This is a genomic window from Mycetocola sp. Y442 (assembly GCF_056898615.1).
This window is the reverse complement of record NZ_JBXHBV010000003.1, coordinates 567,157-593,349: the sequence shown is the minus strand read 5'-3', so window position 1 is coordinate 593,349 and position 26,193 is coordinate 567,157. Positions and strand designations below refer to the sequence as shown.

Sequence of the window (26,193 nt, the reverse complement as noted above, 5' to 3'; positions counted from 1 at the left end):
TTGTCCGGGTGGCTGGGGGCTGGGCGGCGCGGGGCTCGAGCGGGGCGGCGGCGCAGTTTCGGGAGGAGAATCGTGGGGCCCGCGGTCGTATTGGTGGCGGGCCGTCCGAATTACCGCCCGAAACCGCGGGTGGCAGCTCTCAGCGAGTGCGCTCGGGCAGCGGCCGCGGCGCACGCATGCGGGCGACGACGGTGACCACAACGAGCACCACAACCACAACAATCGCGGCGATGCCCGTCGGCTGCGAGATGAAGTCTCCAGCCAGGCGCCCGACGGCCACCCAGGCGATTCCCCAGCCGAGCGCTGCGGTCGGCGCGAGGCGTCCCTTGCTGTACAGGGCAAGCGCACTACCGATGATCCCGGCGACGACAATGAGAATGACTCCCCACACATCGGGGGAGAGGCCGAACCCGTCGAATCCGACGGCGGCGAGCACCGCCGCCGTGTTGGCGACCGTCGCGATGGTCACCCAGCCGAGGTAGAGCCCGACCGTGCCGTCGGTCACAATGGCATCGACGATATTGGCCGGTCGACTCGCGAGGGTGATACGGAACGCCACAATCAGCACGATCAGCAGCAGCACAATCACCGGAACGCTCGCCCAGAGCACATCGAACTGCACGCTGAGGATCCACGCCGCGTTGAGAATGAGCGACAACGCGATCGGATAACCGAGGCGGCGATGACGTTCCGCGGTTTTCTGCGCGGGGAGCAGTTGCCAGATCGCGTACGCCAGGAGCCCGGCGTAGATCACCGACCAGATGCCGAAGGCCGGTCCGTCGGGTGCGACCGGTGTCGCATCCGCCGACAGTGCGCCGCCAGACGCTTCGGCGATGGGCGTGCCGCCAGCGGCTCCCGATCCGATGAAGCCCCCGATCAGCGCAATGATTGCGCTGACGAGAACGATGATCTGTCGAAGTCGGTCATTGTGCTTCATGGCTCTTCCCCCGGTCGCGGCGCCCGCGTGCGTCGGGCGCATTTCTGACCCTAACAACGAAGCATCCGGAGCGAATCAACCTTTTGGAGGTGCGTGACTTTCTCCTGATGGCACGAAAAAACGGATGCCGGCTCGCGGCATCCGTTTCGGGAATGGGGTGTTGGGGGTCTGGGGGTGCGGCCTACGCGGCGCGCGTGATGTGGTCGGGCACACGCGTTGCGCCACGACCGCTGGGGACGACGGCGTTTGCTGCAATTGTGCTGTCTCGGGTGATGTGCGCCCCGGCGCCGATCTTCGCGTTGGCTCCGATGCGGCAGTGGCTGCCGACCTCGGCGCCCACTCCGATCATCGCACCAGCGCCGACGTGCACGTTGGCGCCAACAAAGACACCGGGTGACAGTACCGCGTCACGGTCGATCCAGCTGCCCGCACCGATCCAGCAGCGACCGGCGATTTGGGCACCGGGCTCGACGTACGCGGTTGCATCAAGGAATGTGGTCGGGTCTACTTTGGCCGTTGATGCGACGAACCCGCGACCGTTGCTGTGGCGACGGTACTTCGCGATTTCGCCCTCTCGGGACTCAATCTCTTCAAATACTTTGCTCATGATCTCCTTCGGCGCGCTTGCCCGCAGAATGAGGCGGACTTTGTGCGCTACCTCAAACAACACGCGGTAGTACCTGTGGATTCCTCCTACTCAGCGACCTGCCAGTTTCGGGGATTCACGGCCCTGCCGCAGCCGCTCTCGCCGCGGCATCCCGGCGTTCCCTGAACTTCGTCCTCAGGATTGAGCGCTAAAATCGTCCTTTGGCTCGTCATCTCCAGTGGTGCGTAGTCCCTGGACCTGAAAGTGATTTACCTGTGATCGACACCAACTCAAAACTGTGGACGCCCCGATTCCTTCTCGCGGTGCTCGTGAACTTCTTCGTCTCGATGGTGTTCTACCTGTTGATGACGACGATGGCGCTGTACGCCGTCGAGCGCTTCTCCGCATCAGACACCGCGTCGGGGCTCGCATCGAGCACTTTCATCATCGGTGCACTCATCGCCCGGATCTTCGCCGGTAAGTTCCTCGACTTCGTCGGTCGGCGACGGATGCTGGTTATCGCGCTGATCGTGTACGTGATCGCCGGCATCCTGTACATCCCCGCTGACAGCCTCGTGTTGCTGCTGATCATCCGGACCATTCACGGTATGGCTTTCGGCGCGGCGAGCACCGCGATCTCGGCGTCGGTCATGGGCTTGATCCCCGCTCATCGACGCAGTGAGGGCACCGGCTACTTCGGCATTTCGATGACACTCGCGACCGCCATCGGCCCGTTCCTCGCCGTGGTTCTCGTCGAGTACGCCACCTACGAAGCGCTGTTCGCCGTCTGCGCCGCGTGTGCGGCTGTCGGACTCGTGCTTGCCCTGTTCCTGAAGCTGCCGGAGCAGCCGCCGACACCGGAACACGCCGCAACGCGGTGGAGCATGCGCCCGCGCGACCTCTTCGAGCCTGCCGCGATGTCGATCGGTGCTGTCATGTTCGTGGCCGCCGTCGGTTACTCGGGCATCATCGCGTTCCTCAACTCCTTCGCCCGGGCAGAGAACATGGTCGCCGCCGCCAGCGCCTTCTTCCTGATCTACGCGGCCGTCGTCCTGATTTCGAGGCTCTTCATGGGCCGGATCCAGGACCGCTACGGAGACAACGCCGTCGTCTATCCGACCCTGCTGTCGTTTGCCATCGGACTCGCGCTGCTGGCCTATTCGCCCAACGGCGTGGTCCTCGCGTTCTCGGCGGTGTTCATCGGTTTCGGGTTCGGCGCCCTCATGCCGTGCGCCCAGGCGATTGCGGTGACGATGTCTCCGCGACACCGCATCGGCGTGACGACCTCGACGTTCTTCCTCATGCTCGACGCCGGTATTGGATTCGGTCCGCTCGTGCTCGGTTCACTGCTCCCGTTGACGGGATTCCACGGCATGTACGGCCTTCTCGCCGTCATTGTGCTGCTCGCGGGCGTGCTCTACCACTTCCTGCACGGGTACCGGAAGTACCGTCCGATGCCCATCACCGTCTGACCCGTCGATCGCTGGTTCGCGCGGCGCCTGAGCTCGCGCCGCGCGTTCGCGCGGTATAGCGCGGCTCAGTCGCCGCGTTCCTCCGCCCGGCTCTCGACGAAGCGACGAGCGAGCCACACACCGAGGGCCGCTGCGAGCAGAGTGCCGATCGTCTTCCGCCGGTCTTCGCGCTCGCTCCCGCCCCAACCGCCGGTGATTGCGGCATCCGTTGCCGGTGGCGGAGAGTAGAGGGTTCCACGCGTCGGCCGGGCATCTTTGGTGCGGGACAGGTGCGTCTTGTCGGTCTGCAGGGCCATTTGCGTCTCGACAGCCGCCGGCGTCTTGCGGTGTTGAGCGACCATCGCCTTGGCGATCGCGCCACCGACGACGAGTTCGCGACGCGGTTTCTTCGACACCTTGACGATCGCCCTGGCCACGAGGTCGGGGCTGTACACAGGGGGCATGGCCACCACTTCACGGCCCGTGTAGTTCGCGGCGTGGCGGAAGAACGGGGTATCCATGGTCGCGGGCATGATCGTCGACACTGAAATACCTTTGTGCTTCGATAGTGCGAGCTCGGACCTGAGGCTCACCCCGAGGGCCCGCACCGCAGCCTTCGACATGCCGTATGGCGCTGTGTACGGCTGCGGGACTTCGCCCACGATCGACGCCACGTTGATCAGGGAGCCGCTTCCCTGCTTCGCCATCACGGCCAGGGCTGCCCTGGCGCCGTAGACGCAGCCCAGGATGTCCACGTCGAGCACGCGACGGAAGTCGTCGAGCGGCATTTCGAGGAACGGTGCGAAGGCCGAAACCCCCGCGTTATTGACCCACACGTCGATCCCGCCGAACCGGGCGACCGCGGTTCGGGCCAGAAGCTCGACCTGCCCTGCATCCGTGACATCGGTGGGCACCGCGAGTGCCTCACCTCCGGCGTCCCTGCACTCGCCAGCCAGGGCGGCAAGTGCCTCCGCGCTGCGGCTCGCGAGCACGACTGTTGCACCCCGGGCGGCAAAGCGCAGGGCTGTCGCCCGGCCGATGCCGCTCGACGCGCCTGTGATCACGACTACGGTCTTTGACGACATCTGCGTTCTCCTTCACATCCGGCACCGGACTGGTTCGACTTGTGCTGGGTCAACCGTGCGCTTCCGGCACTCTTCGGTCAACGGGTGGCCAAAACATCGTCGGTGGGTTAAAAGCTCCCGGTCCGCAGGATTAGGCGCCACTCCACTCGAGCAGCCGGTCGAGCGGCCAGGTCGTGACGATCCGTTCAGCCGGAACACCCAGCGCGTCGGCGCGAGCCGCTCCGAGATCGAGCAGCCCGAGCTGGCCGGGAGCGTGAGCGTCACTGTCGATGCTGAACAGGCACCCGGCGTCCAGCGCGAGCTGGATCAGGTCATCCGGCGGATCCTGTCGCTCGGGGCGCGAGTTGATCTCTACGGCGACGTCGTTCTCGGCGCACGCAGCGAACACAGCCGCGGCGTCGAACGTCGACTGTGGGCGCGTCCCCCTCCCGCCCTGCACAAGCCTGCCGGTGCAATGCCCGAGCACGTTGACGTGCGGGTGACGGATGGCGGCGAGCATCCGCTTCGTCATCTCGCCCGACGGCATCCGCAGTTTGGAATGCACGCTCGCCACGACGACGTCCAGCCGGTCGAGCACCGCGTCGGACTGGTCGATGGCTCCGTCTTCGAGGATGTCTACTTCGATGCCGGACAGCATCCGGAAGTCCTCGAAGCCCTCATTGAGCGAGTCGAGCTCGGTCAGTTGTTCCTCGAGTCGCTCGGTGCTCAGCCCGTTGGCCACCCGCAGTGACGGCGAGTGGTCCGACGCCACGAGGTAATCGTGGCCGAGCCGCTGGGCGGTGCGCGCCATGGATGCCAGGTCGGTCGTGCCATCGGACCACAGGGTGTGGCTGTGCAGGTCGCCCTTGAGCTGAGCGCGCAATTCGGTGCCGTCCTCGGTCACCGGGCCGCCGATCCGCTGGCGAAGGTCGGTCAGGTAGTCGGGGACCTGGCCCGAAACCGCCTGCTCGATCACGGTCCAGGTGGTCGAACCGATGCCCTTTCGGCGCTTGAGGCTTCCGTCGGCCACCCCGGCCGCAACTTTGTCGTCACCGAGCGGTTCGATCGTCGCGAGGGCCGTGCGGAACGCCTTCGTCTTGTACGGCGACGCGAGGTCGCGCTCGAGGAGGAAGGCGATCTCGTCGAGCGCCTCGGCCGGAGTGAGAGCGGGAGTCGTGGCGGATGTCATGGCGCGCGATCAGTCCTCGTCGATTTTCTTCAGGAGCGTGCCGAGGGCATCCCGGATGTCGTCATAGTCGTACTGGCCGGCGCGGCTCTCGCCCGAGATCACCGCACAGCGGTGGACCTTCTTAAAGTCGCCGATCGGGAACTTGTAGTGCCCCTTGGTGTCGTCGGGGTGTTCGTCGTCGACGCCGAGGTGCCACTTCGAGTACTCCGCCCAGCTCTCCTTCTCGATGAACTTGTTCTCCTCGTCGGGGGTTGGCGCATGCTCGCTCCAGTCGTCTCGCTCATCGCGGACCACTGCGCCCTTCGTGACGAGGCTCTTCGCGTGACGAAATGCTTTGTCGTTGAGTTTCACAGCCATCTCGGCTCCTTTCCGCGGGGCATCCCCGGTTCGTTGGCGGTCTGTCGGCCGCGCAGCACAGCTCATCAAGCAAACGCGACAGCGTCGACGTGGCACAACCCCCTTGTCGTGGCGGTCAGTATTCCATTCTGTCGGCCTTGGTCGCCCAGGCTTCGAACGGTGCGAGTGGCCGCTCAGCCGCGCCGGGCATGACGGCGATCGCGGGCGCTACCTTGTCGAAGTGGTCGTCGAACCGCTTGTCGGCGAAGCCCGCCCGTTCGGCGTCGAACCGATCGGCGGCAAAGACCACAGCGTCCACGTGGGCCCAGAGAGATGCCGCGACGCAGAGCGGGCACGGTTCGCAGCTCGCGTAGAGCGTCGCCCCGGTGAGGTCGAAGGTGCCGAGATCGGCGCATGCACGCCTGATGGCCATCACCTCGGCGTGGGCCGTTGGATCGTTCAGGGCCCTCACCTGGTTCGTGCCGGTGTACACGCCGCCGTCCGCCGTCACGACGACCGCACCGAATGGCCCACCACCCGCCGTCACGTTCTCGACGGCAAGTGCGACGGCCTCGTTGAGGTAAGCGGATGCTGCACGGTCACCGGATTCGAACATAATCCAGAGGTACCACAGTGAGAGTTCCTGCGGAGGATTCCGGGCGTGACTCTTGACGGGCGGTGTGGGCAGTCTTACGTTGTTAACAACCATCCGGTTGATAAAGGAAAAGGTTGACAATGCTATCAGTCCCCGCCGTTGATCCGGACGCCGCCGTCGACGCTGACGGGCGGCTCGACCGGGCCTTCATGGCGCTCGCCGACCCGGTGCGCCGGGCGATCATCGCGCGATTAAGCCGGGGACCGGCATCCGTCAACGAACTCGCCGAGCCATTCGCGATCACCAAGCAGGCGGTATCGAAGCACATCGCGGTCCTCGAACAGGCCGGACTGGTCAGTCGCTCGCGCGACGCGCAGCGCCGGCCTGCCGCGCTGGTCCCCGAGGCGCTCGAAGAACTCACCGCCTGGATCGACGCCTACCGGCTCACCGCCGAATCACGCTTCCGCCGGCTCGACGAGGTCCTCGCCGGCACACACGTCACCCACCCACAGAAAGAGAAAGAGAAAGAGAAAGAGAAAGAGGAAGAAGGAGAGGAAGAGAGATGACGAATCCAACCACGATCACCGTCCCGGACGGAGTGCCGTTTATCGAGATCGTCCGCGAATTCGATGCGCCCCTCGAGGCCGTCTACCGGGCACACACCGAACCCGAGCTCGTCCTGCAGTGGCTCGGCCCGCGTGGCTATGTCATGGACATCGAGCGCTGGGACATCACGACCGGTGGCGGCTACCGCTACGCACACCGCGTCGACGGCGAGGAGTACTGGTTCAACGGTGTCGTGCACTCCGCGTCACCGGAGAAGGGCATCGTGCAGACCTTCGAGTTTGAGGGGTTTCCCGGCGCGATCAGCCTCGAGTTCCTCAGCCTCGAGGACCTGGGCAACGGTCGCACCCGCGTAACCGGGCACAGCGTGTACCCGAGTCTGGAGAACCGTGACGGCATGGTGCAGTCCGGCATGGAGAAGGGCGTCAATGAGGGCTACGAGCAGCTCGACGAGTTGCTCGCGACGCCGGTCTCCGCGTAAGGAATGCCGCTTGCCAGCGTCTCGATTCAGTAGCCGTCTCTCCGCCGGGGTGAGCGAGGCGCTGGCGGTGGCGGCACTTCCTTCGCCGCGATGACCCGGTCGAACCGGACGGTCTCCATGCCGCGCTTGCCCGCGATGACGCAGGCGGTGTCGTCTCCGCGCATGAACCAGCCGAGGGCATCCGTCGCCTGACCGTCATCGAGTGAATACCGGATGACCACCCGGGTGCCCTCCGTGGTGCCGCGGAGGAACTCGACCGCTTCGTCGTTCAGCATGCGGATGTGGGGCTCAAGGGAAGCATTCCTCCAGCTTGCCACGTGCCGTTTGGGCCGATGCCCGTTTTTCGGGAGGAGAACCGTGGGGTCCGTCGTCCATAGGTGGCCGGGCACCCGGATTGACCGCCCGAAACATCGGGACCGGGCGTGTGAGCACCGCCGATCCGCCCTAGCCGCACCGAATCTGCCGGAGTACCCTGACCGACAACACACGGACGAAGGGACTTCGCATGCCTGACATCACGGTGAACACGCCGGGGGCGCCCTGCTGGCTCGAACTCACCACCTCGGACCCCACCCGCTCGCAGGAGTTCTACGGTGAACTCTTCGGCTGGGACGCCGAGATCGGCGATGACGTGCTCTACGGCGGGTACGTGAGTTTCAACTTGAGCGGCAGGCGCGTCGCCGGCGCCATGAAAAAGCAGGAGGACGCCCACTACCCGGATTCCTGGTCGGTGTACCTCCTGACAACGGATGCCTCGGCAACAGCCGCGGCCGTCGCCGAGGCCGGCGGGGAGAATATGTTCGAGCCGATGGACGTTCCGCACATGGGCGTGATGGGGTTCGCGACGGATGCCACCGGCGCGACGGTCGGCTACTGGAAACCCGGTGAGCACACGGGGTTCCAGGTCGAGCGGGAGCACGGAGCGCCCGTGTGGTGCGAGTTGCTCGCGTCGGACTTCGAGAAGGCCGTCACGTTCTACGAGAAGGCGTTCGGCTGGACCCTCAGGGACGAGGGCGACAGTGACGACTTCCGCTACAAGACCTTCGAGCGTGACGGCCAGGCGTTCGCGGGGATTTACGACGCGAAGGGCGACCTCGCCGAGGGAGAGCCGGCCTCATGGGCGGTGTACTTCGGCGCCGACGACGTCGACGCCACTGTGGCGAAGGCGCTCGAGCTCGGTGCCACCCCGAAGGATGCCGCGACGGACACCCCGTACGGCCGCATCGCCTCGGTCACTGACCCGACCGGTGCGGCACTGCGCCTCATGTCGTTCTCGTAGCGGCGCATCGCTTGGGTTTGCGTTCGGATGCCCCAAAACCGCGGTTTGCGGATGCTATTCCGCGCATTTGCGGCGCGCGAACGGCCCGCGTGAGGGTGAGTTTCCGTTCCAGTCGCTCGATTACGTCGAATGCGGGCCCAATCGACGTAATCGCGCGACTGGAACGGCGCGCGGGAGCGGATGCCTGGACCTCACCGCCCGATCAGCGGGAACACGTCCTCGGCAAAGCGGCGGTAGCTGGCGATCGGATCGTCGGCGCCCGCGACGAGGATGATGCGGTCGGCACCGGCCTCAACCCAGGCGGCGACAGTGCGCTCCGCGTCGGCCGGCGTGCCACCGATGGCGAGCGACTGCAGGATGTCGTCGGTGAGCTCGCCACTGCCGTCGGCGCCGAGACCCGCTATCTCGGTCAGGCGGCCGAACACGCCGAAGTCGATGAGCCGCTGTACCCGCGAACGCACCTCAGCGATGGCCTGGTCGCGATCGTCGCCGATGCTCGTCATCGCGAGGAGGAGGGTTTCTCCGTGACCGCCTGCCGCCGCCATCTGTTCGCGTGCCCAGCGGACGGCATCCGGCGCGGCAAGTTCAGGGAGCAGGAGCCCGTCGGAACTGCGCGCGGTGACCCGGAGCCCGATCGGGCCCGTCGTGCCGAGGAAGACCTTCGGTGGTTCGGCGGGCGGGAAGCCGAGTGTGACGTTCTCGAGGTGGACGTGGGTGCCGTCAACGGTGACGGTCTCACCGGCGAGGAGGCGGCGCAGCGCCACAGTTGTCTCCTCGAGCGCCGCGAGCGGCTTGGGCACGCTCGCGCCGATCTCTTCCATCCAGGACGGGATGCCGTGGCCAAGCGCGATGATCACCCGGCCGGGTGCGAGACGCGCGAGCGCGCCGATCTCCATGGCAGCGGTCGCGACGTTGCGGGTGACGGCGGGGAGCAGCCCGATGCCGACCGAGATGCGTGAGGTGACCGCGAGGGCCGTCGCGGCCATGGTGATCCCGCCGGCCCAGGGCAGGTCCTCGCTGAACCAGAGTTCGTCGAACCCGGCATCCTCCGCCCACTGGGCGAACTCAGGCAGGCGCTCCGGCGCCCAGTCGGGTTCGAACCGCACTCCGATACGTGGCGTCGTCGTTGTCGTCATGACTCGAGCGTATGGCAGCGGGTCGGGTCGAGGGCGGCAGTGTGCGGCGCGGTGTGTTGCGGTACCTACTGGTAGGTGATGAGTTCCGGGGTCGGGTGCACCTGCGTCATGGTCTGCTCGGGAGTGAGCATGGGGGCGTCTTCGTCGTAGAAGTTCTTCCAGCCCCACGCGACGCCAGTGGGGGCATTCCTCTTGACGTTCGCCCAGGTTGCCTGCTTGTCGGGCTGGCCGCCCTGCCCGTCGACGTGGAGGAGCATCCCGATCTCGGGCCGGCTCAGGTCGAGCGTCTCCCGATCGGTCAGCATGCTCGGGCGGAACTGGTGCACCACGAGCATCTTCTGGGGCAGACCCTTCTCGTTGGTGAGGTCGGCGAGCCAGTGCGTGACGGAGTTCACCTCTGCCGCTGACACCGAGCCGATGTCGTGGAGGTGACGCTGGTCGGGGGCGAGGCGCCACTCGGGGTCGAGCGCGAGCCCGACGTTGGGCAGTTCGAGCAGTGACTGGTACTGCTTCGCCTGGGTGAGGAAGTCCGTCCTGCCCGGCTGCAGGTCGATCACGACGTAGATGCCCGCGTTGGCGGCGGCGTCGATCCACGGCCTCAGCGACTCCGGCGAGAGCTCGTTCGAGAAGTTGCCGTCATCACCGGGGCCTCCGGCGGCAACGGACGCGATGATCTCGAACATGGGCACAACAGTCTTCGGAGTGAGGGCCTGGAATGGCGCCGCAACCTGCCTGGCGCGCTCGACCGAGCCAGCGGCATCCTGCTCACCCAGAACGCCGAGGACCGAGGTGGTCGGTGTTCCGTAGATGGCGACGAACTGGTGGTTCTCGAAGAGGAGCTGGCCTCCACCGGGAAGCTGGGTGCCGCTGCGTGCGGTGCGCACCTTCCAGTCGAGCGCGGATTCTGCGCCGAATGCGGCACCGATCGCTAGGGTTTTCTCGGTCTTCGAGGCGTGAAGGGCGTCGATGACGGATGCGTTCGCCTGCGGATTCGCGGAACCCCCGGTGAGCAGGTGCACCGGGATGCCGGCAGAGCGTGCGGTCGCGATGGACGCGAGCTGGGCGGCGCCGTCGATGGCGATGGCGGCCGTGTCGTCGATGGGGGCGGGGCGCTCAAGGGCGGGGATGTCGGCGTTCGGAGTGCTGGTGCCGCCTGTGTTGGTCGCCGTGGTTTCTTCGGTTGCTTCGAGGGCCGCGATCTCGGCGGCGAACGTCGCGGGGTCTGCGGAGGCGGGTTCGGCGAGCGTGTGGCCGATTGTTGCGCTCGCGGCCTCGATGGTCGCCTCGACCTGGACGACGGTGAGCGACTCGTCGAGGGATGCCCCGGCCGCGTCGCCGACCACGACCGCGGTGGTCGTGTCGAGCCGGGTGAGTTCGTCGTCGAGCAGGCGGGGGGCGGCAGTGGAGTCGGTGGGGGACTCGGCCGGGGTGTCGGCGGGGGGTGTTGCCGGGGAGCCGGCCGGGGGCTCAGTCGTAGGTGTGGCTGGGGAGCCTGCCGAGGGCGTCGTTTCGGTTTCGTCATCGCCAGCGACCGGTACGGCCGCCGGGCCGTCGATGAGGAGCGGCACGCCGAGCGCGATCGCTGCCCGAGCGGCAACGTTCTGTGCCTCAGCGGCTCCGGCCGGAGCGACGACCACGAGTGGTGCGGTCTCGAACAGGGCGCGGCTGGTGGCAATCGACGCCGCGCTTTCGTCGGTGTCCGCGAGAACCGTGAGCGCGGCATCCGGACTCGTCATTACCGTCGAGGTCCCCGACTTTTCGGACGCCCCCGACGGCGTGCACGCGGTGAGAGCGAGGACTCCGGCGACGAGCGCCGCCGCGGTGCGGAAGCGGCTCGGGCGGGTCATCCCTCCACGGTATGTCACGCGGGCGGAGGTCACCAATCCGCTCGCGGGTGTCGGCGGAGCTGGTGCCCTCAAGGTGTTGCGGGGTGGCTGCCTCGTCGAGCGCTGCACTTGCATGCTTGCGCTGCAGTTACTTCTGCAGCTTGAGCATGGATCTGTAGCGCGCGGTGGCACGCTCCGTCGAGCGGATGCCGCGGGTCGGTAGAGCGCGCTGGCCTCTGTGCGAGTCGCGTCGGGTCTGGCAGGTGCGAGGGGGTGGCGCGCATCGGCCTCCGTGCGAGGGGTGGGCGGGGCAGCCGCGCCGTCGAACGCTGCACTTCCATGCTTGCGCTGCAGTTACTTCTGCAGCTTGAACAGGGATATGTAGCGCTCGGTGAGCGAGTCCCGTAAAGCGGATGCCGCGCGCCGTCGAGCGCGGCACGTCCATGCCCGCGCTGCAGTTACTTCTGCAGCTTGAACATGGAGCTGTAGCGCTCGGTGGGCGAGCTCCGTAAAGCGGATGCCGCGTGGCCAGCGGTCAGGAGTCGGCGGGAACCCGCACCAGCAGTCCGCCCGGCTCGACCCAGGTTTTCAGCGCTGTTGCCTCGCCGAATTCGTCGCCGTCGAGCTCGATCGGCTCCGCCCGGCTCAGTCTCACGGTGAGCTTCTCGCCGCGGAAGTAGTTGAGCGCCTTGACGTCGGGCGACACGAGCTTCTCACCGAGCTTGGTGCGACGGAGCACGCCGTTCTCCCAGATCACCTTGACGAAAATCTGCACCCAGCCGACGAAACCCTCTGGCCGCAGCACGATGATGTCGAGCTCACCGTCATCGACGGCGGCATCCGGAAGCAGCACAACGTTGGCCATGAGGGAGCCGCAGTTACCGATGATGATGGTGTGCGCGCGCACGGCCCGCGGCTTCTCCCTGCCCACCTGGTACCGCATCCGCAGGTAGTTCTTGTCGGTGAGGGCCTTGCCGATCGCGCCGACGTACGCCAGCCAGCCGACCTTGGCCTTGAGCTCCTCATCGGTGTTCGCGAGCATCTTCGCGTCGAGGCCGAGACCCGCCATGACGAGGTAGGCGTGGTGGTCGATGGCGCCGCCGGAGCGTTCGATGTCGATCTTCGCGAGGTCGATCGGGCGGTTCTTGCCGCTGAACGCCGAGTGCAGCGAGTGATCGAGGTCGTCGAGCGTGAGGTTCAGGTTGCGCGCGAGCAGGTTGCCCGTGCCTGACGGCAGCAATGCGATCGGCACCTTCGCGCCGGACATGGCTTCAGCGACCGCGCGCACAGTTCCGTCGCCGCCAGCCGCGATGATCATGCCAGCGCCGTCGTTGAGAGCCTGCGTCGTGACCTCGCCACCCGGATCCTCGACGGAAGTCTCGTAGTAGCGGGTCTCGGCCCACCCCGCCTCCGCAGCCTCGCGGCCCGAGGCTTCCTTGATCGCGTCGATGTCGACCTTGATCGGGTTGTAGACGACAGCGGCGAATTGCTGCCCTGAGGTGTCTGAAGTGTCTGCGCTACCTGCGGTTTCTGTGCTCACGATCTCACCGTGGCTGGTTCAACCCCGGTTGCGCAAGTCCCCCGGTCGAGAAGGGACGGATGCCGCCGCGTCTGCTATGGGACGGCGCGCGGATGTCGCATCGGGGCGGTGCGGATGTGCCGCGGCGGCTGGGGCGGATGTCGTATTCGGCGGGGCGGATGCCGCGTGGGCGGAGTGGATGAGTGGGGATGGGGCGGATGCAGCGTCGGGCCGGGTGGGGATGGGGCGGATGCCGGGTGGGGCGGAAGTGGGGATGAGGCGGATGCCGGGTGGGGCCGGGCGGGGGAGGGGGCGGATGCCGCGTGGGCGGGGGCTGCGGTTGCTGGGTGGGGATGGGGCTGGGGCTGGGGCTGGGGCGGTGTCGCCGGCGCGCTCACCCCAGGTTCCGCGGGCAGCGTCGGCCGGGCTTCTCACCCCAGGTTCATCCTCCCGGTGGACCCCGGATCAACCCCGGGACCGATTCGCGGTGCGCGCGCAGCCGCTGGACTGGAGTCATGCTCACACACCGCTCTCTCCCCGCCGTCGCGGCCGCCACCCTCGTCGCCCTCACGCTCAGTGGGTGTTCCGTGAAGGACGTGCTCAGCAACTCCCGCGAGGCGCTCTTCGCGACTTATGACGCCGCCGTCGAGCACTGGACCTCCGGCGATATGCCCGGGTGGATTCCGACGGATGCCACTGACATCCGTTCGCTCGAAACAAAAGATGGGCGACTGTCGGTGATCCGCGTCACGACGTCGAGCCCGCCCGAGGGTGACTGTGTCGAGCGCGCACGGGAGGGCGCTCCCGTCCTGACCGCGACGTGGACGGCCGCTGCGGAACGTCCCGCCGTGGTCACCGTGTGTGACGAGTACGAGATCATGCCCGTCGAGGGCGGCTGGCTGGGCTGGTTCGAGGGGGAGGAACCGCCGAGCCGGCTCGCGCCGTCCTCGGAAGCGGGGATGTAGCCCGCGAAGCAGCGAGCGCCATTCATCCGTCGTGGATGTCGGGTTTGCGGTGGGTCTGTCGGCATATGGGTCGGATGAACGGATGGAGCGAGGGTCGGCCGGGCGTCATCCGTCGTGCATGTCGGGTTTGCGGTGGGTTTGGCGGCGTTTGGTTCGGATGAACGGATGGAGTGGGGGTCGGCCGGGCGTCATCCGTCGTGCATGTCGGGTTTGCAGTGGGTCTGTCGGCATTTGGGTCGGATGAACGGATGGAGTGGGGGTCGGCAGGGCGTCATCCGTCGTGCATGTTGGGTTTGCGGTGGGTCGGTCGGCGTTTGGGTCGGATGAACGGATGGAGCGGGGGTCGGCAGGGCGTCATCCGTCGTGGATGTCAGGTTTGCAGTGGGTCTGTCGGCATTTGGGTCGGATGAACGGATGGAGCGGGGGTCGGCAGGGCGTCATCCGTCGCGAATGTCGGGTTTGCGGTGGGTCTGTCGGCATGTGTGTCTGATGAACGGATGCCGTGGGCCACGACACGCATGCGGCATCCGTCGTGCATGTCGGGTTTGCGGTGGGTTTGTCGGCGTTTGTGTCTGATGAACGGATGCCGTGGGGCCAGCATGCATGCGGCATCCGCCCCGCCCAAATCAACCCACACAAAACCGGGGCCCGCCGCACGAATGCGACGGGCCCCGGCTCAGAAAGGGGTGTAACTAGCGGTTTCCGCGCGGACCCTTGTAGTCCCAGCGGTCGGTGTAGTGGTGTCCCTTGCCGTGACCCTTACCGCCGTGCTTCTTGGTCTTGGTCTCAGCGAAGGTCGCCGTGGCGTGCGCGAGAGCGTCCGCCATTTGCTCCAGCACAACGGGATCGATGTTGTTGATGTCGTCGCACGCCGCGTGGTAGCACGGGTCGTACGGCTCACCGGCAGTGCCGCCGAAGATGGCCGCCTGCTCAGCAGTCTTGATGTTCTCGGCCCCGGTGAACAGTCCGCCGGCAGGAATGTTGTTCGCGATGAACGGGCCGTAGTCGCTGCGCCCGTCGAACGCGGTAGGCGCCGTCGCGAGTCCCTGGGAGGCAAAGTACTCGTTGAACGTGTCCTCGATGACGTCAGAGCCAGGAGGAGGGCTGGGGTTGACCGCGAACGTGTCCCCATCGCCGTCGTAGACGAAGCGCACCGCATTGGTCGATCCGAGCATGTCGAAGTTGAGGTTGAGTGCGTGCTGCTGGATCTCAGCATCGGTCAGCTGCGCGACGTAGTGCTCTGAGCCGAGCAGTCCGTCTTCCTCCCCGCTCCAGAACGCGAAACGCACCTTGTTCTTCGGTGTGAGGTTCTTCTTCGACATCTGCAGCGCTGTCTCGAGGATCGCCGCGGTTCCCGACCCGTTGTCATTGATGCCCGGGCCTTCGAGAACGCTGTCGAGGTGTCCGCCGACGACGACGGTCTCGTTGGCGTTACCCCTGCTGTCGGCGAGGAGGTTGAACGTGTTGATGGTCTCCTCGTGCGCGTCAAACGCGAGTCGCACTTCGGCGCCAGCGGTCGTCGCGAGCTGCTCACCGAGCGCGAACGTTGTCGTCGCGACCGGCAGTGAGAAGATCGTGTCGCCCAGCGTTCCCGCGAAGAGACCGGTACGGTCGTCACTCCCCGTGACGGTGCCCTGATTAAAGATGATCACTCCGACCGCTCCCGCCGCGAGGGCGTTGTCGGCCTTGACCCGGAACTCGCAGGTTCCGCGCTGCACGAGGGCGATGTTGCCCGCGGTGAATCCGGCGAAATCGGTAGCCTCGCAACCGCTTGTTGATGCCCGGTTCCCGGTGAGGTTCACATCGACAGCCTGCACCGGAGCGGTGACATCGCCCTCAGATGCGTTGCTCGCCTCGAGGAAGTCGACCTGGTAGCCGTAGGTCAGGGGGTTGGGTGAGACCTGCTCGAGCGCGGCGGTGTCCACCACGCTCTTGACGTAGCTGAACGGCTGGCGCCAGGTGGTGTACCCGGCCTTCTTGAGCTTGGCCTCCATGTAGTCAGCCGAAGCGACGTGACCCGCTGTGCCGGCGGCGCGGTTGCCACCATTCGCATCGGCGATGTCCTGCAGGGCCTCGAGGTGCTTCGTGATGCCGTCGACTGAAACAGCCTTCCTCAGTATTTCGGAGGCCGACTTGGCCGCCGGGTTGCCGTGGCCGTGACCGTGGCCGCCACCCCCGTTGCCGTGCCCCGGCCCCTTGCCCCCGCCGGCATATGCGGGCCCCGCGAAGCTGACGGCGACGAGAGCGCCGGTCGCGAGGGCCGCTGTGAACACGGATCCCACCTTGCGTTTCTGAAACATGTATTGCCCCTTCATTGGAGAGTGACAGTTACACCGGGACTCGTGACCCCGGCACAGTGTTCCAGAGACTAGACCCCTGAACGGGGGCAGGGGAAGAGTGAGCTGAGCATCCCTCTCGTCCGGTCCCCTGCCTGGGGGACCGCGGAATCACGCGGAAGTAGGGCGCTTTCAGCCCGCGAGTCGCGCCAGGCGCCGCCGCTGCTGCTCGTCCGGATCGGGGACGGGAGCGGATGCGATGAGCGTGCGTGTGTAGTCGTGTTGCGGGAAGCTCAGCACCTCGTCACAGCCACCCTGCTCAATGATCGTGCCGCGGCTCATCACGGCGACGCGGTCGCAGAGTGTGTCGACGACCGCGAGATCGTGGCTGATGAACAGGCAGGCGAAGCCGAGTCGCTCCTGCAGTTCTCGGAACACGTCGAGCACCTGTGCCTGCACTGACACGTCGAGCGCGCTCGTCGGTTCGTCGGCGATGAGGAGGTCCGGCCCGAGCGATACGGCCCGCGCGATGGCGACCCGTTGCCGCTGCCCGCCCGACAGCTCGTGTGGATACCGGTCGCGCCAGCGCCCGTCGAGCCCGACCGACTCGAGCAGTGCGTCGGTGCGGTCGCGCAGCTCGCTCCCGGCCAGGCGCCGGTGCACGCGCAGCGGTTCAGCCACTGTTTCCGCGACCGAGTACCGCGGGTTAAGCGACGTCGCCGGATTCTGGAACACCACTCCGACGCCGCGGCGCATCCGCAGCCGGTCGGCCCGGTTCCGTGTGTCCACGCGGATGCCGCCGACCTCGATGGTGCCGCTGGCGATCGGCGCCATCCCAATCGATGCCCGGCCGATCGTGGTCTTGCCGCTGCCGGATTCACCGACGAGCCCGAAGATCTCGCCCTTGCGGACACAGAGCGTGATGTCATCGACGGCACGGGAGTACCCGGAGAGCCGACTCCCATACTGAACAACCAGGTTCCGGATGTCGAGAACGGCGCTCGAGGCCTCATCCGTTATCGCGGTGTCACCGCGCTCGCCGAACCGGGGCACCGCCGCAAGAAGGTCTCTTGTGTACGCCGCCTTCGGCGACTGAAACAACCCGCGTGCGGTATTCGACTCGACCACAGAACCGCTCTTCATCACCACGACGCGGTCGGCGAGGTCGGCCACGACGCCCATGTCGTGGGTGATGATCAGGATGCTGCTGTCGAGTCGTTCGCGCATGCGCCGGAGAACGTCGAGAATTTCGGCCTGCACCGTGACGTCGAGCGCTGTCGTCGGCTCGTCGGCGATGAGCAGCTGGGCGTCTCGGGCGAGGGCCATCGCGATGACGATGCGCTGGCACTGTCCGCCGGAGAACTGGTGCGGGTAGTACTTGAGGCGCGACTCGGGGTCGGGGATCTCGACGAGGGTGAGCAGCTCGATCACCCGGGCACGCGCGTCGGCCGCTGACAGCTTCCTGTCGTGGGCGCGTACGGCTTCGCTGAGCTGGAACCCGACGGTGAAGACCGGGTTGAGCGCGGCGAGGGGGTCCTGGAAGATCATCGCGATCTGGGCGCCGCGCACGCTGCGCAACGCGGTGTTGCTGAGTCCGAGGAGTTCACGGCCGTCAAACCGGATCGACCCGGTGACTGTTGCGTTGCCGGGAAGCAGCCCGAGCACGCTCATCGCGGTGACGCTCTTCCCAGAGCCGGACTCTCCGACGATGGCGACGACCTCGCCACGGCCGACGTCGAAGCTCGCTGAGTCCACTCCGACACCCGTCTCGCCATCGACGTCGAACGTCACTGTGAGGTCGCGCACCGCGAGCAGCGGTGTGCGCGTGGGTGTCTCGGTGGATGCTCCGGCGTCAGCTGCCACTGTTACTCCTTTGCCGAGGCGCGGGCGTCACGCTCGTGTTTGTGTGCCTGCCAGTCGGCGAGCATTTTGTGGTGGTAGCCGTGGATCCAGTGGAGGTAGTCGCGGCCGTTGGTGAGTCGGATGCGTGCGGCTGATTCATCGGGGCCGAGCAGCTCGAGAGCCTCTTCGATCACCTCGATCTCGCGGTCGAAGTGGTTCTTCTCGGTGGCGAGGAAGCTGCCCCACGGGTCTTCCTCGGCCCGGAAGTAGTGGCTGCGATCGCCGGGCACCGAGTGGCGCCTGATGAAGTTGGTGTCGAGCAGCCGCCGGGTCGCCATCGACACGGCACCGGCACTGGCGTGCAGTGCGGCGGCGAGCTCCGCCGACGAGATGAACGGACGGTCCATGATCATCAGGTAGCCCAGAACGCGGCCGTCCATGCGGTTGGTGCCTGCCCCCTCCCAGATGATGCTGAGGTCTTCGGCGAACTGCCGACGCGCCATCTCACGTTCGTCAGCGTCAGCGCCTGACGCCGTTGCGGCATCCGTTGCATCCGTGGTGTCGCTCACAGGGTGTCCTTTCGTCGACGCCGGTGTCACTGCTGCCGCTTGGGATCGAACGCGGAACGCAGGGTGTCACCGAGAACGATAACGCTGAGCACGGTGACCGCGAGGAAAACGGACGGGAAGATGAGAATGTGCGTCGCCGTCTGGAAGGCGCGGGAGCCCGCCGCGATCTGCAGGCCCCACGAGATCACCGGCGGTTCGAGGCCGATGCCGAGGTAGGTCAGCGAGCTCTCGGCGACGATGACGGCCCCGATCGCGATGGTGGCGAGGATGAGCACCGGCGACAGCGCGTTCGGCAGGATGTAGCGCAGGATGATGCGGGCCTGGCTGAGTCCCATGGTGCGTGCGGCGAGCACATACTCACTCGATCGAATCGATTTCACGCTCGAGCGCACGAGCCTCGCCATGGTCGGCCAGCCGAAGACCGCGAGCACCATGCTCACGGTGAGGACGGTTCGTTCGCCGACCCCGGCGAGCACGATGATCGCGGCGAGCAGGAACGGGAAGCCGAGGAAGACCTCGGTGAGGCGCGAGATCAGCCAGTCGGCCCAGCCGCCGTAGAGGCCGGCGATCGTGCCGAGGGTGATGGCGATGAGTACAGACACCACCGTGGAGAGCACGCCGACCGAGATCGAGGTCTGGGTGCCGTAGATCACGTTGGCCCAGATGTCACAGCCCTGAAGGTCAAGGCCGAACGGATGCCCGGCGCTGGGCGCCTGCGCGCTGTTACTGAGATCACACGCCCGGGGATCCCCGTTGCCGAAGAGGCCGGCGAAGAGAGCGGGAACCAGCGACATCGCGAGGAGCAGGAGAAGGACGGCAGCCGGGATGAAGAATCCGGGCTGCCTGAGCACCCGCCTGCCCGCCGATCGGGCCGACGCCGGGGCTGCTGCCGGGCGGGAAAGGAGATTATCGGCCATAGCGAACCCTCGGATCCAGGACGGCGTGGAGCGCGTCGACGAGAAGCGACGTGACGAGGAAAATCAGGATGAGCGCGGTTGAGATGCCGACGATCGTCGGGCCCTCGTGGATGCGGATCGCCGAGAACAGCAGGTTTCCGACGCCGGGGAGGTTGAAGATGCCCTCGATGATGACCGTGCCGCCGAGCAGGTAGCCGAGGTCAGTGGCGAGGTAGGTCGACGCGGGGATGAGGGAGTTGCGCATGACGTGCACGCCGACGATGCGGCCCTCACCGAGGCCCTTGGCGCGGGCGGTGCGCACGTAGTCTGCGCCGAGGTTCTCGAGCATTGAACCGCGCATGAGCCGCGAGACGGCGGAGAGCCCGAAGATCGCGATGACGGCGGCCGGCAGGATGTACGAGACCGGCCAGCCCGCGGAAACACCGGCGACGGGCAGGAGGTCGAGCCGGACACCGAAGATGAGCTGGGCCAGGGCGCCGAGGACGAAGACCGGGATGCAGCTCGCGATGACGGTTCCGGCGAGCAGCCCCTTGTCGATCCAGGTGCCTTTTTTGAGAGCGGCAACGACGCCGATCCCGAGTCCGATGAAAACCTCGAGCGCCCAGGCGGTGAGTGCGAGGGTGATGGTGACCGGCCAGCGTGCCGCCATCTGGTCGCCGACCGGGCGGCCACGGAAGTCGATGCCGAAGTCGCCGCGAAGCAGGCCGCTGATGTATCTCGTGTACTGCTCCCACAGCGGCGCGTCCAGGTTGTACTTGTCGCGCAGCGTCTGGATGATGCCGTCGGAGAGCGCTTTGTCGCCGGCGAGTGCACGGATGGGGTCTCCCGGCAGGGCGAACACCGAGTAATAGATGATGAACGTCACCCCGAAGAAGACGATGGCGAGACCACCGATCCTCTGCAGCGCCGAGAGCCCGAATCTCATGTCAGGGTGCCTGCGAAGTGGGCCGCCCCGGCGAGAATAGCTCCGTACTGGACACCGACGAGCGAGGAGATCGGGATGACTTCCGCGTTGTCTGCATCTGCGGCCTCACGCTGCCATCCGGTATAGAGCGACAGCATCCGTTCGGTGATTCGTCGGAGTTCCGCCGGTGCGGTACCGGCGTTCACCTCCGCTTCGAACGCGCGCAGCAGCATCCCACCGAAACGCAGCCGGAACATGTGGACGAGGTCCTCGCAGCCGAACCGCTCGGCCACCGTCGCCGGTCGCTGGGCCTCCGGCTGTCGCGATCTCGCGATGTTGGACTCGCCGGTGGCCTTCATCATCGGCACGAAGGCGCGCGAGCCGCGGAGGAAGGGCGTGTCGATCGTGAGCAGGGGCTCGGCCTCGGCGAGCAGCTCGATGAGCTCTGTGCCGAAATCGAGGAACTGTTCTCCGGTGCGGGCGAGGAGCGCCGAGTAGGTCTCGTCGGTAGGCTCGGTGTTGTCGGCATCCGGGTGTTTCCAGTACGGAAGCTCGGCGATCAGCGACAGGGTGCCGTACCTGAGGGCGTAGTCACTCGACGCGTTGCCGCCGGAGCCGGGCGGGAAGGGGTCGCCGCCGAGGGATTCGACCCAGTCGTAAACCTCCTCGAGGCTGCCGGTGATGAAGACCGCCGGGGCCAGTTCTTTGAGGTGGCCGCCCTCGGGCTCACCCTTGTCGAGGGGAAGGCCGAGGCTCTCGGGCACCGCGGCGAGCAGTTCGTAGAGCTCGGGAACGTCGCGCGTGAGGTAGTAGTAGACGCCGCCCATTTCCGCGTTGTGCAGGGCGACATAGAGGTCGGGTTTGGTGAGGTCGATTGCCCGGGCAAGAGCCTGGGTCTCGGGCAGCATGGCGTCGAAGTACGCCTTCTTGTAGCTGAACGGGAAGGTCCACTCGACCTGCTCGTTCGGGGCTGGACGGTAGAACGCCCGTGCGTAACTGCCGCGGTCGCCGGGGTTGGTGAACCAGCCCTCGTTGAGACGGGCGCCGTCGGGGTCGATGCACGGGACGATGTTCCAGCGCGCGCCGAGTCCGATGCGGAGGTCGTCGTCGGTGGCGAGCTGCTCGAGCAGGTGCAGGGCGGTCCAGGCCCCGACCGGTTCGTTCGGATGCACACCGCCAACGACGAGGTGCGACAGGGGTCCATCGCCGATCGAGTACATCTCGAGGGCGTCGCCGAGCCGGCTGGTGCCGATTCGTTGCACAGAGATCAGCTGCGGGTGTTCGCCGCGGAGCTTCTCGAACCGAGCGGTGAGCTCGTCCATGGGAGGAAAGGTGGTGTACTCGGGGACCGAGCCAGCCCGCCGGAGGATGTTCTCCGGCGAGCCGACCTGGTTCTCGCGACCGAGGGTCGCAGATGTTTCCACTGGTTTGGTGTTCCCTTGATTTCGGTGCAGGTGGTGGGTCGTGAATCTATTCCGCGAGTTCGACGCGGCTCATCAGAACGCTGCCTGCGACGGAGTGCAGGTCGGCAATCTTCTCGCTCGTCGCGTACATGTAGCGGTTTCCGAAGGTCGGAATGACCGGGAAGTCCTCAAGGATACGGGCCTGTGCTTCCTCGTAACCTGCATACGATTCCTCGAGCGTCTCAGCGGAGTCCGCTGCGGCGAGCAGTGCGTCGACCTCGGGGTTGGAGTAACCGCCTGTGGCGAAGTTGCCGTCGCCGGCCGCTGTGTAGACCGCGTGCAGGGTGTCCTGCTGGCTGGGGTAGAGAGCACCCCAGCGTCCGCGGGCCATTCCCTTGATGTCGCCGGACTCGACGCGGGCGGTGAACTCAGCGAAGTCGGTTGACGGTGCTGCGACGACGTCCTCAATGCCGAGGTTCTGGCGGATCTGGTTGGCGTAGGCCTCGAAGAGGTCTTCCTGTCCCCAGCCGCCGACGAAGGCGATCTCCATGGTTCCCTCGAAACCGCCAGCCTCAGCGAGGAGTGCCTTCGCGGCATCCGGGTCGAACTCGCAGAACTCGCCACAGATCCCCTCGGGGTCTCCCGGCATGGTCGGTGAGGTCAGTGACGTTGACGGGATCTGGGTGCCACCGTAGATGGCCTCGTTGACCGCGTCGCGGTCGATGGCCATCGAGATGGCCTGGCGCACGCGGACGTCATCGAAGCGAGGGTCGGTGCCGGGGAAGGCGAGGAAATCGACGCCAGGTGCATCGAGGGCGTGGAACCTGTCACCGAAGTCGTTCTCGGCGACCGCGACCTTGTTTGCCGGGACGGCGGCGATGTCGACCTCACCCGCGAGGGCGTCGGTGTATGCCACCGCCGTGTCGAGGTACGGCCGGAAGGTGACGCCGTCGAGGGTGGGCTCGGGGCCTTCGTACTCCTCGAATGCCTCGACGACGATGTCCTTGTTGGATTCCCACGCGCCGGTGAGCTGGAACGGACCATTGCCAATCGGGTTGCGGTCGTACGCCTCGAGGTCCTCGAAGGCCTCCTCCGGCATCGGGTAGAGACCGGTCTGGCCGGCGGTGAGCTGGGCGGGGAACTGACGGTCAGCCGTCTTGAGCTCGATGGTGAAGGTCGTCTCGTCGACGACCTTCAGCCCGCTGAGCTCGGTGGCGGTGGGCTCGCTGCCGTCGCCGGGGCTCAGCTCGGTGTAGCCGACGATGTTACGGAGCTGGCCGGCGTTGACCCAGGCGTTCGGCTCGTACGCCGCGTAGTTCCAGGCGTCGACGTACGACTGGGCCGTGACAGGCTCACCGTTGTGGAAGGTCCAGCCGTCGCGAAGGGTTACCGTCCAGGTGACGGCGTCGTCCGATTCGACAGATTCAGCCTGGAGCGGCTCTAGCGTGCCGTCGTCCTCGATCGACATGAGCGGGCTGAAGACCGTCACCAGAACCTCGTAAGACGAGTAGTGGTTTCCGGGGGTCAGGTGGTCGGGCTCGGCGATGGCGACGACGATGGTGTCGCTATCGTCGGTTCCGGCATCCGTCGCCGCGGTCGAACAACCGGTCAGAGCGAGGACGAGCGCCGCAGCACCAACCCCGGCTTTCTTCGAAAAACTCATGTCTACTCCTCAGGCCGAGGGGCCGGCCGGCAGTGGTCGGGAACGTGCGTGGAAGTGCCCGACATGGCTGGGTGTGTCACGGTGGGCGGGCTGGTGCAGAGTGCGGTGACCCGAGTGTATGGTGACTTCGCGCGTCGGCACAATGAAGTTTCAGAATCTATTGAAAGTTTTATGAGACTGAAACATTGGCGTAATCGACGGGGCGGGGCGAACGTGTGCGGCTACAGGACGTTGTGGGTCCAGCGTCCACCGAGGAGAGTGCCGGCGACCGTCTGATTGCGCAGCTGCTCGGGCGGCGACGTGAACGGATCGGCCTCGACGATCGCGAGGTCCGCGATCGCACCGGTTTCGACATCCGTTCGCGCGCTCGCCGCCAGGGCCTGCTCAGCCGTCAGCGCCTGCTCGACGTGCCACGGATCACGACCGTCACGCGCGCGGCCGACGGCTGCGGCGATCGTGATCCACGGGTCGAGGGGAGCGACAGGGGCGTCCGAGCCCATCACGAGCCGCACGCCGGCGTCAGCGAACGAGCGCAGCATGAAGGCATTGGCGGTGCGGTCAGGCCAGAACCGGTCGGCGATGTCGCGGTCGTCCATGGCGTGTTCGGGCTGCACGCTGGCGTCGACGCCGAGGGCGGCGAACCGCGCGACGTCCGCGTCGGTGACGAGCTGGGCGTGCTCGATCCTGCCGTGGGTGACGCCGAGCGCCTCGAACGCGTCGAGCACGTGGGAGTTGGCCCGGTCACCGATCGCGTGCACGGTTGCCTGCAGTCGGGCTTCTGCCGAGCGGGCTAGCAGTTCGGCGAGCTCGGTGGGCGGGACCACGTTGATACCGTGAGCGTCCGGCTGCCCGGCCATGCCGGGATACTCGTCGAAGCAGAACGCCGTGCGGGTGCCGAGCGACCCGTCCGTGATGATCTTGTGCCTGCCGACGGTGAGCAGCTCGTTGATCCGCTGCCCGGTGTATAGCCCCTCCGCGATCGCGCGGTCGATGTGCTGGGTGTAGATGCCGAACTCGACGCGGAGTGAGTTGGCGCCTGCGGCCATGCGGCGCTCCCAGCTTTCGAGGTTCCAGGCCATCTCGAGATCGACGATTCCGACGATGCCGCGGGAGGCGGCATCCGTTGCTGCATCGTTCACCATCGGATCGAGGATCGAGTCCGGAACCGCGTTGACGAGGTTCTCGATCTCGAACGCGGGCGTCTCCCGGAGCAGACCCGTCGGGTGCCCGGCGTGGCCGAAGATCTCGAGGGCGACGGTGTTGAGCCAGACCGAGTGCAGATCGAAGCTGATGAGCACGATCGGAACGCCGTTCCCAGCGGCGTCGAGGTCGGCGAGGTTGGGGGCGTCGGGCCAGACGCCGTCGCGGAATCCATTCGCGACGAAGGTGAGCGGGCGGCCCGTGGCGTCGACGGGCTGGGGCCCAGCAGCGACGAGGGCGTCGTGGGTCATCCGGGCGGCCTCACGTGCGCTTGCGGCGGTCGACACGTCGAGTCGCCGCGTCTTGAGCGCCCACTGGTTGAAGTGCACGTGCTCGTCCCACAGCCCCGGGATCAGCCAGCGGCCGTCGAGAGCCACCTCTTCAGCGCTCGAGCGGATGCCGTCGGCAATCTTCGCGATACGGCCGTCGGTGATCAGAACGTCGGTGACGCGCTCGCCGATGCGGGCCTCGCGGAGGACGAGGCTGTCGGGTTCTGCGCTCACGACTCGGGGATTCGGGGGGTGTCGTTGCTGGTGTGGGTGGCGGCGGGGCGGCTGGAGTCGGGCGCGGTGTCCGCGGCGTCGGCCGTGTCGGTCGTCTCGGTTTGGGCGTTGCTGGCCTGCCGGCCGTCGCCGCTGTTGTCGTTGCCGAGGGCCGCGCCGTCGTGGACCCGGTGCATCTCCGCAGCGAGGTCGGGATGGGCGTAGTTTGCGCCGTGCTCGAGTTCGGTCATGACGTTGTCGACGACATCCGCTGGCTTGTCCTGGCTGAGCTTCGAGCGTGCTTCGAACCGTGTCACCAGCATCCGGAACCCGACGGTACCCGAGACGATGCGCCGCCCGTATTCCTCGTTGTCTTCGAGCAGCTTGGGCTCGGGCAGTTTGTGCTCGAAGTGGCTCACCAGCTCGCTGAGAACGCGCCAGTTCTCCTCGTCGCTGAGGATCTCGGGTACGCCGTAGAGGTGCGCGGTGACGTGGTTCCAGGTGGGTACGGCGGGCTGGTCGCCGTACCAGCTCGGCGATACGTAGCCGTGCGGGCCCTGGATGATGACCATCACCTCGTGCTGGCCGAGTTCGAGTGCGCGGTCGTCGGGGCGACCGACGTGGCTGACGATGCTGATGCCCTCGCGATCCTCCTCGAGAATCACCGGGTAGTGCGAGGCGACCAGGCCCTTCGCGGTGTTCGAGACGATGGTCGCCCACGCGTTTCCGCGGATGAGCCGCTTTACTTCTTCGGGATCGGTGACGACGTATGAGGGCGTGTGGCGCATGGGGAAATCATCGCAGATGATGCGCGGGGCTTCCCGCACGTGTCGGGCCCGCCGGCTGGGGCGCTCGGCGCCGGTCCGGTTCGCCCCCGCCCATTTGCCGAAAACGGTCGGCTGCGAGGGGGGGTGGGGCCGTGCGGCCAACCCTTTATGGAAAATGGGCTGAGTGGGAGCGGACCCGCGGCCCGCCTTGGGGCGCGGGCGCGGGGCCCGTGGCGGTCAGG

24 protein-coding genes are annotated in these 26,193 nt (G+C 66.7%); 5 read left to right on the top strand and 19 right to left on the bottom strand.

Annotated features, from left to right (window positions below; all coding sequences use genetic code 11):
- Positions 1–139 precede the first annotated feature (139 nt).
- Positions 140–937: a tryptophan-rich sensory protein gene (locus AC1X6S_RS14340; RefSeq protein ID WP_483406428.1), complete on the bottom strand. Its 798-nt coding sequence runs from the start codon at positions 935–937 to the stop codon at positions 140–142.
- A gap of 181 nt (positions 938–1,118) precedes the next feature.
- Positions 1,119–1,544, bottom strand: a complete 426-nt coding sequence (locus AC1X6S_RS14335) for a DapH/DapD/GlmU-related protein (RefSeq protein ID WP_483406427.1) — start codon at positions 1,542–1,544, stop codon at positions 1,119–1,121.
- Between the two features lie 254 nt (positions 1,545–1,798).
- Between AC1X6S_RS14335 and AC1X6S_RS14330 the strand changes: the two genes are divergently transcribed.
- Positions 1,799–2,995: an MFS transporter gene (locus tag AC1X6S_RS14330; RefSeq protein ID WP_483406426.1), complete on the top strand. Its 1,197-nt coding sequence runs from the start codon at positions 1,799–1,801 to the stop codon at positions 2,993–2,995.
- Between the two features lie 65 nt (positions 2,996–3,060).
- On the opposite strand, the gene AC1X6S_RS14325 is transcribed toward AC1X6S_RS14330, so the two are convergent.
- The 4 genes from AC1X6S_RS14325 to AC1X6S_RS14310 form a co-directional block, all read right to left on the bottom strand.
- On the bottom strand, positions 3,061–4,059 hold the full coding sequence (locus tag AC1X6S_RS14325) for an SDR family oxidoreductase (RefSeq protein WP_483406425.1): 999 nt from the start codon (positions 4,057–4,059) through the stop codon (positions 3,061–3,063).
- Positions 4,060–4,189: 130 nt separating this feature from the next.
- Positions 4,190–5,227, bottom strand: coding sequence for a PHP domain-containing protein (locus AC1X6S_RS14320; protein WP_483406424.1), 1,038 nt, complete (start codon positions 5,225–5,227; stop codon positions 4,190–4,192).
- Between the two features lie 9 nt (positions 5,228–5,236).
- Positions 5,237–5,584, bottom strand: coding sequence for a hypothetical protein (locus AC1X6S_RS14315; RefSeq protein WP_483406423.1), 348 nt, complete (start codon positions 5,582–5,584; stop codon positions 5,237–5,239).
- Positions 5,585–5,699: 115 nt separating this feature from the next.
- Positions 5,700–6,179: a nucleoside deaminase gene (locus AC1X6S_RS14310; protein ID WP_483406422.1), complete on the bottom strand. Its 480-nt coding sequence runs from the start codon at positions 6,177–6,179 to the stop codon at positions 5,700–5,702.
- Between the two features lie 119 nt (positions 6,180–6,298).
- Here AC1X6S_RS14310 and AC1X6S_RS14305 point away from each other — a divergent pair, with 119 nt between their 5' ends.
- Both AC1X6S_RS14305 and AC1X6S_RS14300 read left to right on the top strand, forming a co-directional pair.
- Entirely contained in the window at positions 6,299–6,724 is a 426-nt protein-coding gene (locus AC1X6S_RS14305) for an ArsR/SmtB family transcription factor (RefSeq protein WP_483406421.1), read from the top strand.
- Positions 6,721–7,203, top strand: coding sequence for an SRPBCC family protein (locus AC1X6S_RS14300; protein WP_483406420.1), 483 nt, complete (start codon positions 6,721–6,723; stop codon positions 7,201–7,203). The genes AC1X6S_RS14305 and AC1X6S_RS14300 overlap by 4 nt, the downstream gene beginning before the upstream one ends.
- Positions 7,204–7,229: 26 nt before the next feature.
- Here the strand turns inward: AC1X6S_RS14300 and AC1X6S_RS14295 are convergent, their stop codons facing one another.
- Positions 7,230–7,478, bottom strand: a complete 249-nt coding sequence (locus AC1X6S_RS14295; protein ID WP_108963473.1) for a hypothetical protein — start codon at positions 7,476–7,478, stop codon at positions 7,230–7,232.
- A gap of 230 nt (positions 7,479–7,708) precedes the next feature.
- Between AC1X6S_RS14295 and AC1X6S_RS14290 the strand changes: the two genes are divergently transcribed.
- On the top strand, positions 7,709–8,482 hold the full coding sequence (locus AC1X6S_RS14290) for a VOC family protein (protein WP_483406419.1): 774 nt from the start codon (positions 7,709–7,711) through the stop codon (positions 8,480–8,482).
- Between the two features lie 191 nt (positions 8,483–8,673).
- Here the strand turns inward: AC1X6S_RS14290 and AC1X6S_RS14285 are convergent, their stop codons facing one another.
- The 3 genes from AC1X6S_RS14285 to AC1X6S_RS14275 all read right to left on the bottom strand — a co-directional run bounded on the left by AC1X6S_RS14285 (position 8,674) and on the right by AC1X6S_RS14275 (position 12,984).
- Positions 8,674–9,618, bottom strand: coding sequence for an LLM class flavin-dependent oxidoreductase (locus tag AC1X6S_RS14285; RefSeq protein ID WP_483406418.1), 945 nt, complete (start codon positions 9,616–9,618; stop codon positions 8,674–8,676).
- Positions 9,619–9,683: 65 nt separating this feature from the next.
- Positions 9,684–11,465, bottom strand: a complete 1,782-nt coding sequence (locus AC1X6S_RS14280; protein WP_483406417.1) for a hypothetical protein — start codon at positions 11,463–11,465, stop codon at positions 9,684–9,686.
- 514 nt (positions 11,466–11,979) lie between these two features.
- Complete coding sequence (locus tag AC1X6S_RS14275; RefSeq protein WP_483406416.1) at positions 11,980–12,984, bottom strand: diacylglycerol/lipid kinase family protein; 1,005 nt, start codon at positions 12,982–12,984, stop codon at positions 11,980–11,982.
- A gap of 494 nt (positions 12,985–13,478) precedes the next feature.
- Here AC1X6S_RS14275 and AC1X6S_RS14270 point away from each other — a divergent pair, with 494 nt between their 5' ends.
- Positions 13,479–13,928 (top strand): hypothetical protein, encoded by a 450-nt coding sequence (locus AC1X6S_RS14270; RefSeq protein ID WP_483406415.1) that lies wholly within the window; start codon positions 13,479–13,481, stop codon positions 13,926–13,928.
- A gap of 692 nt (positions 13,929–14,620) precedes the next feature.
- Here AC1X6S_RS14270 and AC1X6S_RS14265 read toward each other — a convergent pair.
- From AC1X6S_RS14265 to AC1X6S_RS14225, 9 genes are all read right to left on the bottom strand, one after another.
- On the bottom strand, positions 14,621–16,228 hold the full coding sequence (locus AC1X6S_RS14265) for a M20/M25/M40 family metallo-hydrolase (protein WP_483406414.1): 1,608 nt from the start codon (positions 16,226–16,228) through the stop codon (positions 14,621–14,623).
- Between the two features lie 168 nt (positions 16,229–16,396).
- Positions 16,397–18,067 carry an ABC transporter ATP-binding protein gene (locus AC1X6S_RS14260; RefSeq protein WP_483406413.1) on the bottom strand — a complete coding sequence of 557 codons (1,671 nt, stop codon included), beginning with the start codon at positions 18,065–18,067 and terminating at the stop codon, positions 16,397–16,399.
- A 2-nt stretch (positions 18,068–18,069) separates the two neighbouring features.
- On the bottom strand, positions 18,070–18,615 hold the full coding sequence (locus tag AC1X6S_RS14255) for a GbsR/MarR family transcriptional regulator (RefSeq protein ID WP_483406412.1): 546 nt from the start codon (positions 18,613–18,615) through the stop codon (positions 18,070–18,072).
- 26 nt (positions 18,616–18,641) lie between these two features.
- Complete coding sequence (locus AC1X6S_RS14250) at positions 18,642–19,532, bottom strand: ABC transporter permease (RefSeq protein ID WP_483406411.1); 891 nt, start codon at positions 19,530–19,532, stop codon at positions 18,642–18,644.
- Positions 19,522–20,457 (bottom strand): ABC transporter permease, encoded by a 936-nt coding sequence (locus tag AC1X6S_RS14245; RefSeq protein WP_483406410.1) that lies wholly within the window; start codon positions 20,455–20,457, stop codon positions 19,522–19,524. The genes AC1X6S_RS14250 and AC1X6S_RS14245 overlap by 11 nt, the downstream gene beginning before the upstream one ends.
- Positions 20,454–21,860: a M14 family zinc carboxypeptidase gene (locus AC1X6S_RS14240; RefSeq protein ID WP_483406409.1), complete on the bottom strand. Its 1,407-nt coding sequence runs from the start codon at positions 21,858–21,860 to the stop codon at positions 20,454–20,456. The genes AC1X6S_RS14245 and AC1X6S_RS14240 overlap by 4 nt, the downstream gene beginning before the upstream one ends.
- 46 nt (positions 21,861–21,906) lie before the next feature.
- Positions 21,907–23,502 (bottom strand): peptide ABC transporter substrate-binding protein, encoded by a 1,596-nt coding sequence (locus tag AC1X6S_RS14235; RefSeq protein WP_483406408.1) that lies wholly within the window; start codon positions 23,500–23,502, stop codon positions 21,907–21,909.
- A gap of 221 nt (positions 23,503–23,723) precedes the next feature.
- On the bottom strand, positions 23,724–25,205 hold the full coding sequence (locus tag AC1X6S_RS14230; protein WP_483406407.1) for an amidohydrolase: 1,482 nt from the start codon (positions 25,203–25,205) through the stop codon (positions 23,724–23,726).
- Entirely contained in the window at positions 25,202–25,972 is a 771-nt protein-coding gene (locus AC1X6S_RS14225) for an FMN-binding negative transcriptional regulator (RefSeq protein WP_483406406.1), read from the bottom strand. Before AC1X6S_RS14225 ends, AC1X6S_RS14230 begins: the two co-directional genes overlap by 4 nt.
- Positions 25,973–26,193 lie beyond the last annotated feature (221 nt).